Origin of the sequence: Bacillus sp. FSL W8-1143 (assembly GCF_037965155.1) — a bacterium.
Classification (GTDB): domain Bacteria; phylum Bacillota; class Bacilli; order Bacillales; family Bacillaceae; genus Bacillus; species Bacillus pumilus.
In genome coordinates, this window is the sequence record NZ_CP150182.1 from 3,647,629 (window position 1) to 3,659,595 (window position 11,967).

The 11,967-nt window shown below is 36.3% G+C and carries 13 protein-coding genes; 4 read left to right on the forward strand and 9 right to left on the reverse strand.

From position 1 onward, the window contains the following. Positions 1 to 15: 15 nt before the first annotated feature. A complete protein-coding gene (bglA, locus tag NSQ36_RS18680; RefSeq protein WP_339207383.1) occupies positions 16 to 1,455 on the reverse strand; it encodes a 6-phospho-beta-glucosidase BglA in 1,440 nt (479 codons plus the stop codon). A 185-nt stretch (positions 1,456 to 1,640) separates the two neighbouring features. On the opposite strand from bglA, the gene NSQ36_RS18685 reads away from it, so the two are divergent. Continuing rightward, on the forward strand, positions 1,641 to 2,351 hold the full coding sequence (locus NSQ36_RS18685; protein ID WP_050944627.1) for a GntR family transcriptional regulator: 711 nt from the start codon (positions 1,641 to 1,643) through the stop codon (positions 2,349 to 2,351). A gap of 46 nt (positions 2,352 to 2,397) precedes the next feature. On the opposite strand, the gene NSQ36_RS18690 is transcribed toward NSQ36_RS18685, so the two are convergent. After that, positions 2,398 to 2,961, reverse strand: a complete 564-nt coding sequence (locus tag NSQ36_RS18690; protein ID WP_050944628.1) for an Imm64 family immunity protein — start codon at positions 2,959 to 2,961, stop codon at positions 2,398 to 2,400. Between the two features lie 200 nt (positions 2,962 to 3,161). On the opposite strand from NSQ36_RS18690, the gene NSQ36_RS18695 reads away from it, so the two are divergent. Then, positions 3,162 to 4,058, forward strand: a complete 897-nt coding sequence (locus NSQ36_RS18695) for a PhzF family phenazine biosynthesis protein (protein ID WP_050944629.1) — start codon at positions 3,162 to 3,164, stop codon at positions 4,056 to 4,058. Positions 4,059 to 4,098: 40 nt separating this feature from the next. Here the strand turns inward: NSQ36_RS18695 and NSQ36_RS18700 are convergent, their stop codons facing one another. From NSQ36_RS18700 to NSQ36_RS18710, 3 genes are read right to left on the reverse strand one after another with little or no spacing between them, the layout of a single operon-like run. Then, on the reverse strand, positions 4,099 to 4,971 hold the full coding sequence (locus NSQ36_RS18700; protein WP_339206414.1) for a LysR family transcriptional regulator: 873 nt from the start codon (positions 4,969 to 4,971) through the stop codon (positions 4,099 to 4,101). After that, positions 4,968 to 5,477 carry a hypothetical protein gene (locus tag NSQ36_RS18705; protein WP_339206416.1) on the reverse strand — a complete coding sequence of 170 codons (510 nt, stop codon included), beginning with the start codon at positions 5,475 to 5,477 and terminating at the stop codon, positions 4,968 to 4,970. Before NSQ36_RS18705 ends, NSQ36_RS18700 begins: the two co-directional genes overlap by 4 nt. 17 nt (positions 5,478 to 5,494) lie before the next feature. Beyond that, positions 5,495 to 6,001, reverse strand: a complete 507-nt coding sequence (locus NSQ36_RS18710) for an LURP-one-related family protein (protein ID WP_339206419.1) — start codon at positions 5,999 to 6,001, stop codon at positions 5,495 to 5,497. A 149-nt stretch (positions 6,002 to 6,150) separates the two neighbouring features. Here NSQ36_RS18710 and NSQ36_RS18715 point away from each other — a divergent pair, with 149 nt between their 5' ends. Then, entirely contained in the window at positions 6,151 to 6,399 is a 249-nt protein-coding gene (locus NSQ36_RS18715; RefSeq protein WP_339206421.1) for a hypothetical protein, read from the forward strand. Positions 6,400 to 6,413: 14 nt separating this feature from the next. After that, a complete protein-coding gene (locus NSQ36_RS18720) occupies positions 6,414 to 6,656 on the forward strand; it encodes a hypothetical protein (protein WP_339206423.1) in 243 nt (80 codons plus the stop codon). 63 nt (positions 6,657 to 6,719) lie between these two features. Here NSQ36_RS18720 and NSQ36_RS18725 read toward each other — a convergent pair whose 3' ends face one another. The 4 genes from NSQ36_RS18725 to rlmH form a co-directional block, all read right to left on the reverse strand. Then, positions 6,720 to 7,574 (reverse strand): MBL fold metallo-hydrolase, encoded by an 855-nt coding sequence (locus tag NSQ36_RS18725; RefSeq protein ID WP_339207385.1) that lies wholly within the window; start codon positions 7,572 to 7,574, stop codon positions 6,720 to 6,722. 81 nt (positions 7,575 to 7,655) lie between these two features. Then, positions 7,656 to 9,917, reverse strand: a complete 2,262-nt coding sequence (locus tag NSQ36_RS18730; protein ID WP_339206426.1) for an ATP-binding protein — start codon at positions 9,915 to 9,917, stop codon at positions 7,656 to 7,658. Further along, positions 9,898 to 11,178, reverse strand: a complete 1,281-nt coding sequence (locus tag NSQ36_RS18735) for a DNA methyltransferase (RefSeq protein WP_339206427.1) — start codon at positions 11,176 to 11,178, stop codon at positions 9,898 to 9,900. Before NSQ36_RS18735 ends, NSQ36_RS18730 begins: the two co-directional genes overlap by 20 nt. A 230-nt stretch (positions 11,179 to 11,408) precedes the next feature. Continuing rightward, complete coding sequence (gene rlmH / locus NSQ36_RS18740; protein WP_169056084.1) at positions 11,409 to 11,888, reverse strand: 23S rRNA (pseudouridine(1915)-N(3))-methyltransferase RlmH; 480 nt, start codon at positions 11,886 to 11,888, stop codon at positions 11,409 to 11,411. Positions 11,889 to 11,967 lie beyond the last annotated feature (79 nt).

An 11,967-nucleotide genomic window follows, 5' to 3' on the forward strand; every position in this document is an offset into this window, starting at 1 on the left:
CTATTTTTTCCTTTATTACACTTCTTCACCATTCGTGGCAATGACGTTTTGGTACCAAGTAAACGAATCTTTTTTGAGTCTCTTCATTGAGCCGTTGCCTTCGTTGTCGCGGTCAACGTAGATCATGCCGTAGCGTTTTTTCATTTCACCTGTTGTGAATGACACGATGTCAATGATACCCCACGGTGTGTAGCCAATCAGGTCAACACCGTCGTATTCGATGGCTTTTTTCAGTGCTTCGATATGAGAAGCGAGATATTGAATTCGTTCTGGGTCATGAATGGAACCGTCTTCCTCCACCTGATCAATGGCACCAAACCCATTTTCAACGATGAAGAGCGGGATTTGATAACGATCGTAAAAACGATTCAACGTATATCTTAAGCCAGTCGGGTCAATGGACCAGCCCCAGTCACTTGATTTGATATACGGATTGTCTACACCATGCGGAAGGGCTCCGTTGACAATGTCTCCGTCGTTATCAGACACTGCATCACTTTTAACTGTTGTCGACATGTAGTAGCTAAAGCCAAGATAATCTACTTTGCCTTTTCTTAAGCTTTCTTCATCGCCTTCTTCAAACGGAATATGATAGCCTTCGCTTTCGAATTCTTTAAGTGCATAGCTCGGATAGTAGCCCCGAACTTGTACATCTGGGAAGAAATAGCGTTGTCTCATATATTCTTCAGCAAGCATGACATCCTCTGGATTTGAGGAATACGGATAGATTGGTACGTGAGATACCATTGCACCAATTTGAAAAGCAGGATTGATTTCTTTGCCTTTTGCTACTGCCCATGCACTTGCTAGTAATTCATGATGTCCTGCTTGATACATGATTTCTTTGGCATTTTCGCCTTCTTTGACTGATACCCCTGAGTTTGTCCATAGGAACAGCGGGTTGTTGACATCCATTTTGTTATTGATTTCATTAAATGTCATCCAGTATGTGACTTTGTCCTTGTAACGATTGAAGCACACTTCAGCGAATTTCGCGAAGTATTCAGCGACTTTTCGGCTTCTGAATCCGCCGTATTCTCTTGCCAAATGAAGCGGCATCTCAAAGTGAGACAGTGTAATCACAGGCTCGATGCCATGCTTGAGCAGTTCATCAAATACATCATCATAGAATTGTAAACCAGCTTCATTCGGTTCCGCTTCATCTCCCTTTGGGAAAATTCGGCTCCAGCCGATCGATGTACGCAAGCATTTTAACCCCATTTCGGCAAACATCGCGATATCTTCCTTGTAACGATGGTAGAAATCGATTGCTTCATGATTCGGATAAAATTTGCTGTCTTCTATCGACTCCGTAATTTGTCTCGGTACTCCGTGGGCACCAGCTGTCATTACATCCACAACACTTGGGCCTTTTCCTGCTTCATTCCATCCACCTTCGAATTGATGTGCAGCTAATGCTCCGCCCCATAGAAAATCTTTTGGTAATGTCATTATATATTCCTCCTATTTCACAATTGTGATCATGACGTCCGTTGGCTGTATCACCACTAGTATATGTACATTATAATTATACCGGTACAATTTATCAATACATATATCATTTCAATTAACATATCAAAGAAAAATCGGTATGTGCTATAATCAAAGACAATAAATCGTGAAAACAAAGAGGAATGGCTATGTTAAAGTATCAACAAATTGCGAGCGATATTGAAAAATATATTGTCACCCATGAGCTGCAGCAAGGGGACAAGCTTCCTGTACTTGAAACCCTCATGAGCCAATTTGCTGTGAGCAAAAGCACCATTATCAAATCATTAGACCTACTCGAAAGAAAAGGAATTATCTATCAAGTGAGGGGCAGCGGCATCTTTGTTCGAAGACACAGACGCAAGGGCTACATCAGCCTTTTATCCAATCAAGGGTTTAAAAAAGATTTAGAGGAATTTCAACTGACTTCAGAGGTTTTAATGCTAGACACCATCAAACCGCCTGAAGAAGCAGCGCTTAATTTGAATATTGAACAAGATGAGGATGTTTTTTACCTCAAACGCATCCGTTACATCAATGGACAAACCTTATGTCTAGAAGAATCCTATTACAGAAAAACCATCATTCCCTATCTCAACACAGAAATTGCCGCCGATTCTGTTTTTAAATTCATCAGTGAAGGCCTTGGGCTCAAAGTCGGCTTTTCCGATATGTACTTACAAGTGGGCAAACTGAATGAAACCGAAGCAAAACACCTCGGCCTCAAACAAGACGATCCCGCTCTCCGCGTCGAAACCGTCTTTCATCTCACAAACGGCCAGCCTTTCGATTTCTCGAAAATCACATATAACTACATGCAATCCCAATTTTTTATTCAGGCGAATAATTATTATGGGTGATGGATGGAAAAAGCCTCCTGAGACAATCAGGAGGCTTTCTTACGATTTACCTTTCAATCTTTACACATTCCCTCCTTCTTTCTTGAGAAGAAATGCCGTCAATCGCCACATCACCATAATAAATGTCTATATGATCTCTTTTGCCAATTAGAGCAACCGGAAAAGCATGCTGTTCTTGCAGGCACTTTTCGAACTCATCTGGATGAATCTCTACTTCAATTTCATGTCCAGTGAAAGCATATTCAAACGTAAGCGTATGATAAAGATCCACAAGACAGCGTTTGATCCCCTGTTGAAGACGAATGACATCATGAGAAACAACCTCTGTCCACTTTAAAGAGATAACGAACCCTACGTAACCTGCTTCTTTTTGTATGTTGATGGTCATATCATTTAGCTTCGATCCCGACAATACAAACTCCATATAATAACCATCAAAGACATCGTCTTTGATGGTATTTTCTTTTATTCTATGTTCAATCCACATTTCGCCATCAGGATCCTGACTAAACTTTACTTTGGTAATAGACATTTCTTTTTGAGCTAGATAATCAGACAATTGGCGAAAAGTATTTGGTAAATGAATGGCCTCATAAAAAACGATTCCCATATTGATGTATCCACCCATAGCTATCATGCATCCCTCGCTTTATTTTTTCTTTCATTATACTTTACTCAAACCTGTATTCTGAGAAAACTCATCCCCTTACATGAACACCTCCGATTTAAAGTATCAAAAAGATTCATTTTACGAATGCATTGAACAAACTTATGATAAACGTAACAAGAGTGTATAGGAGGATTCATTATATGAGAGACATTAGGGTGTACCATGTCGATGCATTTACAACTGAGAAATTTGGAGGAAATGCTGCTGGGGTCGTGTTGGATGGTGATCTTTTAACGGAGGATGAGATGCAGAATATCGCCAAGGAGTTGAATTTACCGGAATCTGTCTTCTTGCTGCCTGCACATGATAAAGAAGCTGATTATCGGGTCAAATACTTCACACCGACGGAAGAGGTTAATTTCTGCGGGCATGCGACTGTTGGATTGACTTGGCTTTTGGCGACGGAGCTTGGGCTGGCAAAAGAGAAAACAGGGGTCGTGTTAGAAACGAAGATTGGCAATGTTCCTGTTGTATGGCACGAAGAAAATGACAAGGTCGTTGATGTAGAAATGACGCAGGTGACACCGAAGACGCGAGATTTTGTCATCGATTTAGAAGAGCTGAGTGACATGCTTGGTGTCAGCAGTGACCGCATTGATCCATCTTATCCTATCAAATTAGCAAACACCGGAAACTGGCATCTTCTCGTTCCGATGAAGCACCAACAGGACATTGACCAAACGGCACCGAACTTAGCCGCTTTAGGGAAAATGAATAAAGAACAAAATATCACGACGACTCACCTTTATTCATTTCACACCACAAAAGAGGTTGATCTTTACACGAGGGATTTTGCACCTGGGATCGGTATACCCGAAGATCCGGTGACGGGGGCAGCAAACGGAGCATTGGCTGGCTATCTTTATTTGGAAGGTATCATTTCTCAGCAAGAAACCACTCTCCTGCACATTGCCCAAGGGGATGCCATCGGCAGACCTGGCATCCTTCGTATCACGGTCATTCCGAATGAATCAAAGCCTGAGATCAAAGTGGCAGGCGCGGCGGTTATCACTATTCGCGGTGTGTTGACCTTATAAACCATCAGCTTGAATGGGAGGCATCTCGTTCAAGCTGATTTTACTTGAAATGATCTTTGACCACTTCGATCCATCTTTTAGCCGATGGGGATGCTGCTTTGAATGATTTGAACGCCAAGTTGATCTCACGATAGACGCTTGTCTCAAGTGGAATGACTTTCGTATGAGACATTTGCGGCGGCAAAATTAATGTCGGAATGATGGTCACTCCGAGCCCTTCTTGAACCATAGAAATGAGCGTATTGTTGTCTCCAATTTCAAACAAAACTTGAGGCTTCACGCCTCTTTCTTTTAATAATTTCTTAATGAGCAGATCACAGCCCGCTTTTGGCATAATGAATGATTCATCATGTAACGAGTCAACTTCTATCACTTTCTTCGTATGGAAGCGATGATCCTCTTGCATGAGCACCACCAATTCATCTTGGAAAAGTGGAACAGTTTCAAATTCTCTTGATGGCTGCGTTAAAAAACCAACATCAATCGTGCCAGACGCAATCCAATCCTCAATCTCCTCATAACCACCTTCATATAACTCTACCTGGATATTGGGATACCCTTTGGTAAAACGGTGAATCAGCTGCGGAAGCATTTTTGAAGAAAAACTAGAGAACGTTCCGATCTTGATACTCCCCACTTCCATCCCTTGAATCAACGCCGCCTCCTGTTCAAGCAATGACGCATGATGAATGATTTGCCGAATATGCGGCATCACCCGCTCACCTGCGTCCGTTAACGCCAGCCCGTTTCGATTCCGCCGAAGCAGCACAATCCCTAACTCTGACTCAAGCTTCGCAATATTATGACTGACTCCAGACTGCGTCAGCCCAAGTTTATCCCCGGCTTTTGTAAAACTACCGCATTCAACGACTGTTAGAAATACTTTGTATTGGAATGTGATCAGTTTGGTCACCTCATTAGATCTTGGCAAAATCTACTGTTAGATATTTCTTTGATTTTTTGATTTAACTGTTGTTCTATTAATTCAAAGCAAGACTGCTGAATCCATAAACGTTTAAATGTATAGACCTGTTCTTTTTCATCGCCATGCAAATCTTCATCTGTCTCTAACTGAAAATCAGTTAAATCGATTTTGTCATGAACATGCATTTTAGTAAAAACATGAGCATTGTGAAAATCGTGCATATGCTCTACTAAAGAAGAGATCGTGGTGATAAAATCATCAAAGGTATCTTCTTCAAGTGTTTTTTTGAGATCGACATTACTATGAACATCAATAGAAATGTAATTATCTCTCTCATCCAATTCTTCTTGGATAGCTAGTGGATTATCATGAGTCGTTGCTTTTCTATTTAAATCTGTAATGGAGAAATAAATAATGATTTCTTTTTTATCGAGAAATTCATACTCCCATAACTCTGCATTTCTCAATCTTATGATGCGAGTGAGATTGTTCAATTTATTTAACCCTCCAATTAATTTGTTGTTGTCGACGACGAAGACCTAGACGCAGCTTCATCAGCCTTCACACAATCAATCGCAACAACGAGCGCAATGATCACAGGCTCCATCTCTTCTTTCAAAATATCAACCTTATAGCTGTCACCCCAAGTAAACCATTCCTTTTTCACCTGACCGATCACTTCGCCGTTCTGGAGCACCTGGAAATTCATATCCCACCAGTTACCTTGTACTTCAATCCCAGCAGCATCAATTGAATATTTTGCTTTAAAGAACGTAAACTCTTTTTTGATCGTCAATACCTCTTGACCACCAACTTCTACTAAAAACTTCGGTAAAAAGCTAAACATTTTCTTCGTAATCACAGCAATTTCTTCTCGTTCTGTATTCAGAATGGTAAACGTCTTCGGTACCTTCATAAAACTGCCTTCGACCACATACACATCGTTCTCCTGCTGATCCTTTACCGTAAACCTGCCGCTCAGACTAAATACTTTCTGCTTCATATATAGTTGCTTCATACGTACCTCCGATTAAATTTAAACATTTATCAGTCTTTTATCCATTCTTTAATTACATCTAATTATACCAAAAAATAGAATGATCAAATAACATGTCAGAACTCATGCAAGTTATAATGGAAATATAAACAAAATTGAGAGGGGAACTCATGAAAAAAATCACGTTTTTTGATTGGACCATTCAATTACAAGCAAACTTAACGGCAATAACAGATCATCATGAAAAGAAGATGGTCATTTTAGAGCCATCCATTGAATTAATCGGTGTGATCTGGATAGATGAAAACAACGAGCTACAAATCAAACCTACTTGGGATTGTGTCATTACAATTGATCCAACCAACAGAACTCTAACAATCCGGCAAACAGAAGAAGTATTCGGAGATGTGTACGAATGAAAACAGGAGGAATGATGAAGGAAACCACTTTTTTTGATTGGACGGTTCACTATCCTGAACATTTAACAGCAGTCAAAGATGATACAGAAAAGAAAATGGTTTTTCTAGAACAGACCGTTGAATTTAAAGGAATTATCCGTATTGATGAGAATAATGAACTGCAAATGAAGCCGACTTGGGATTGTGTCATTATGATTAATGCAAAAAACATGTCTGTCACAGTTTGTGATGCAGAAGATGTTGTAGGTTTGCCGTAGAAATTAAAAAAAGTCTCGTTTGAGGGAAATCACTCAAATGAGACTTTTTTATTTAGTTAGTATTTAATAACCATTTACAAAGTAAGCAATGGTTTCTACTTCATCTTCTGTCAGTTCTCTGTTCAAATGTGCTTGATATTCACTCACGATTCTCTGCCGATCTCCACCATAAAGATCAGTGTATTTCGCAATCACCCGAAGCTTGTCCGCTTCCTGACGAAACTCCTCTTTTGTCCACGGTCTTTGATGCGATGGAATATACGTATCTGCATCAAAAGCTTCTAACTCATCTAAAAGACGCAATGTTTCCTTCATCGTATAATGTACTTTTTCGGCATACATTTTCGGATAAATGCAATCAGCAAGAAACAGGATTTTCTCTTCTTTCACATACACGATCACTGAATCTGCGGCATGATCGCCCCCAACATGTTGCACGATACACGTGACCCCGCCAAGATCAATTTCCATCCGACGGTCAAACGTGACTTCCGGTAAAACCACCTGAATTTCTCGATGATTCTTATATTCTTCTTTTATCGCCTTCGCGCAAAACTCAATCTCCGTTCCTTCCCTCACCCGCTCATCAATCGCCTCATCTGACCAAGAAAACGGAAGAAGCTTCTCCATTTCCTTTCTGGTTTTTGCAGAAGCAATTGAAACCGTATCAGGCAGCGCAGGCAGTCCAAAAATATGATCCCAATGCCAATGCGTGAGGACAACCATATCAGGCGTGGCGTTCTCATGCTTTAAATTTCTTTGGATGAAATAGTTCGCATGATCTTTTGAGTTACCAGCATCGATCATTAATGTTTTGTTATTGCCTACGACCATGCCTAGGATGGGGCGGTCGGTGAGTGATACTGGTGTGATGTAGGAGAAGGTTTGGCCTATTTTTTTGATTGTGTGCGTAGTGATCGTAGTGATACCCTCTTTCTTTAATTATAATTTTGTAGAGTATAATCTATTGCTTAAAGATAGTTCTATTTAATATTCTCCTTATTTTGATAAGAAGTTTAAAAATTCTAAGAGTAATTTGATTTCTGTATTTTTAAGCTCTACTTGTTTTTTTGTAATCATTCGAGCACTTCCATGTGTACTTAGATTTAAAAATGCGATAAAGCCGCTTATTTCTCTTTCTGTATCTATTGTTCGGAATAGATTAGAAATAACTTGTTTATCTTTAACATTTGTAAATTCCCCAATAAATTCACTGTATAAATTATGAACTGTATTATAATTTCCTAATAAAGATTCTTGTTTTTCAATGTTCTTCTTATCTAGGATATCATTCACAACAAGTTCTACTAAAGTTCTGACTGATGAAACAAAAGTATATTTATATTCATCTTTTGTATATAACATATTTAATTCATTTATATACTCTATTATGCTATTTGAGAAATATAGTGATTTAGATACAGGCATTTCAATAAAATCATCATTATCTTCTGCAATATCTGTGATTTTATTTGATGGATTAATTATTCGGAAATAAAATTCCCCTAAATAATCTAATTCCGTTTTTTTATCTATAACCTTTACTTTCAATTTCGCTTCTCTAACTGTACCGAACGTGATTCCATCTTTAGAATCTAATATATCAGAGCCTTCATCATGGATTAACTCTGGTCTTACTCCCTTATCCTTTTCTCCAAAGCTATTTATGATTGAGAATAATTCGTCGTATTTATAAGTTTGGTGAATATTTAAGTCAGTAATTAGCTGTTCAACTTTTGGCTTTTGAGGACTCTGAATATTTATTGTAAACTCTTTTATTTCGTCATCATTTTCTTCTCTTATTATCCATAAGCCAGGTTTATTTTTATCAAATTCCTTCTGTATCTGATTATTTAATGTTATTGTGGTCTTTATACTATTTATATCTTTTAATTCAACTTTAATATCTTCTCCCAATTTCATATCAAATATTTGTTTTGTTCTTTTCTTCTCTTTAGGAATAATTGTAATAATTCGTTTATTATCAAATAATTCATAAGTGATTTCACTATCAGAGATAGAATTTGCAACCAATTCTTTAAGTAATAAATCATGCTTAATTAAAGTATCCGCATTGAAGTTCTCTAGCATTCTTTCTTTATTAATTTTACTTACAGATAAAAAATTATACGATTGGCTTAACTCTCGTTTTAACTTAGAACCAATCTCTTGTATTTTCTTATTAATAGAATCTAAAAATGACACGATATCATCTGTTAGATTGTTTTGAGAGAATTGAGTTCTATCTGAGTTAAAGCTTATATCTTTATCGCTGCTTTTAATAGATATATACCCAATCATTTGAGGTAGAACTGATTGATACTTTACGGCTTTCATAACATCTGGATTAAAGATAGAATAGTTATTAAATAAATTATTATTTACATAAATTAATGGAGTGAGTTGACCGTCACTAGATTTATAAAATAAAGGATTAATATTAGTTTTTCTACCACCAGTTAAATTGTAAATTTGAATATCGATATTCAACGAGTATTTTCTATACCCATTGAATGGATAATCCACCTCATATATTTTTTTACCTTTATAATTAAAAATAATTTTCTCATCAGTATCATTGTATTTTACTCTAAAAAGCTGTTTTTCCCTATATTCTTTATCCAAGTTTATGGAATGATCAGTAACATGTTTATCACCGTCAATATCTAAATAGATAGAAAAATCTTTATCAATAAATGAGTTTAATACCTTATTTAAATTAACTTTTTCAGAAAAATAATCGATTAGAGATTTTACGCTATATTCATTCATTTCAATTTCAATTATTGTTCCATGTGTATAATCTCTTTTTAAGGGTAAATGTTGAATAGGAAATGAATATCTTGTAATGTCATCTTCTTTGAGTAAATCAGAAAATTCAACTGAAAACTCTAACCTTTCATTCTTCGTAGTTATCCAAGTAACTTTGTTACCAAATTTGAATACAGATAAAAAGCCTAAACCTTTGGATCCCTGGGTTAACCTTTTAAAACCATTAATCTCATTTTCCTCTCCAAAAACTTTATTGCTTGCTGATATATGAAAAAGTTTATTTATATCATCTCCGTCCATACCTACACCATTATCAATAATTTTAAGAGTATTATTACCAGAGTTCAGGTATATTTCAACCATAGGTGATCCAGCATCGTACGCATTTTTTATTAACTCATTTAAAGCTATGATATTTGTTGGTATCTTTTCAGATAATTCACTGATAATATTCCCACTGACTTTAATTTCAGAATGAGTCAAATCCATAATATTTCTCCTTTTTCAAAATTAAAATATATTCAACATTCATAGAACTTACTGAATTATTATTTACACTAGACACTTTACGCGGCATCCTCTTTTTAGGAATATTTCTCTGTAGCTCTGCTACTACATTTATATGATTAGTTTCTAAAAATTGTTTTGTTATTTCTGTTAAAGGTAAAATTTTATTATCTACCCTCCGATTACCCAATGTTAATATCATATACTTATCCTTTTTCAAGACGGTTGCTAATTTTTCTAATACCTCTAGATAATCAAATACAAATCTCTTAACTTTTTTTTGTTTAGTTTTAGTAATACTATTGACATATTCATTAATTAAACTTGAATTATAGTTAACCAATTTTTCGTTTCCTTTAATACCTCCTAAACTAGCTGAGTCAATACTCGAATAATTCTCTAATAAATTCTCATCAAAATTCCCTAAATCTTTCTTATCAATCCAATAGAGAGGCAGCATAGAAAATTGTCCATAAGTCACAGTTGTTCCATTATCTCCATAAGGCGGTGAGGTACAAATTAAGTCTATACTTTCTTGTCCTAGACCCATCAGTAATTTCTTTGTATCCCCAATTGCTAAATTAATTTTTTTGTTTCTGGAGTAATTAGGTATATACATATAATTGGTTTTAATTGATTCTAAAAAATTATTTATAACGTTATTTTTCAATGAATTTATATCTTCTTCAGCTTTCACATGCAATTTAAATGTTGAGGTTCTAGTGTTGCTATATTTCTTAATTATATCAATTAAACACACCCAGTAGTATTGACGTATATTTTTATATTTTTCTTTTTGAATAGCATGTCTAATTAAGCTTAGACTATTAATTATATCGCTTCTAAACCATTTGTTTATTCTATTAAAGTTATGAACTGGAAAATCATAATTTGGAGTGCAGATTCTGTTCTTTATTTTCCTATTTGACGAAGATATTATATTTTTGTTTATTCCCTGTAATTTTACTAGAGACATTAAATTAGCCAATGGATTAATATCAAATCCAATTGGGTTTAAACCCAAACTAGCTCCTTCAACTAAGGTAACACCTGATCCGTGAAAAGGGTCTAAAATGTTTTTTACCGTCTTATCTTCTTCAATTACTATCTCTATTAGTTCTTTCTGCATATCGGGTACCATAGTAGCTGGATAAGAACAAACCTTATGTATTCCTGTGCTTTTTGAACTTGTAAAATCCCAATACCCAATACTTTTTTTATCTAATTCCTTTTTAACTGTCAATGTATTATCCCTACTTATAGTTGTGATTTTATTCTTCTAAATTATATAAATATAGAATTTAGTAATCTTCCAAAAAGATGCATTAAAATTTTGTGCACCTTATTATTTTACAATAAATTGAATAGTTATCCTATAAATAAAAATAAAATTTTGTTAACTTTCGTAGTAAATCCCTCACTATCCAAATTTCGATAGTTGCATCATTTTAAGTGGTATGAAAGACACCCCATTCACTTATGATAAGGCTCCCCCCGCACAATCCGAAACGCCCGATAAATCTGCTCCACCAACACCAGCCTCATCAACTGATGCGGGAACGTCATTTTCGAAAACGACAGTTTCTCATTCGCGCGCTGCATGACAGCGTCGCTTAGGCCAAGGGATCCGCCTATGACGAAACATACTTTGCTTTTTCCGTATGTTGCCAGCTTATCTATTGTATCGGCTAATTCTTCGGAACTTTTCATTTTTCCTTCGATGGCGAGGGCGATGACGTGGGCGTCTGGGTGGATTTTGCTTAGGATGCGTTCGCCTTCTTTGTCTTTGATGATTTTCATGTCTTGCTCGCTGAGATTCTCGGGTGCTTTTTCGTCTGCGAGCTCAATGATCTCGATTTTTGCGTATGCCTGTAATCGTTTTGTGTATTCGGCAATGCCTTGCTTTAAATATTTCTCTTTTAATTTTCCTACTGTGATAATTGATATATTCACAGGTCATCCCCACCTTAAGAACAAGTTATTCATATAAGTTATCAACAATTGTGGATAAAATTTGTGTATTTTGTGTCCG

Coding starts and splice junctions, on each gene's coding strand:
- NSQ36_RS18685 (WP_050944627.1), top strand. CDS start 1,641: ATGTTAAAGTATCAACAAATTGCGAGCGATATTGAAAAATATATTGTC.
- NSQ36_RS18690 (WP_050944628.1), bottom strand. CDS start 2,961: ATGGGAATCGTTTTTTATGAGGCCATTCATTTACCAAATACTTTTCGC.
- NSQ36_RS18695 (WP_050944629.1), top strand. CDS start 3,162: ATGAGAGACATTAGGGTGTACCATGTCGATGCATTTACAACTGAGAAA.
- NSQ36_RS18710 (WP_339206419.1), bottom strand. CDS start 6,001: ATGAAGCAACTATATATGAAGCAGAAAGTATTTAGTCTGAGCGGCAGG.
- NSQ36_RS18715 (WP_339206421.1), top strand. CDS start 6,151: ATGAAAAAAATCACGTTTTTTGATTGGACCATTCAATTACAAGCAAAC.
- NSQ36_RS18720 (WP_339206423.1), top strand. CDS start 6,414: ATGAAGGAAACCACTTTTTTTGATTGGACGGTTCACTATCCTGAACAT.
- NSQ36_RS18730 (WP_339206426.1), bottom strand. CDS start 9,917: ATGGATTTGACTCATTCTGAAATTAAAGTCAGTGGGAATATTATCAGT.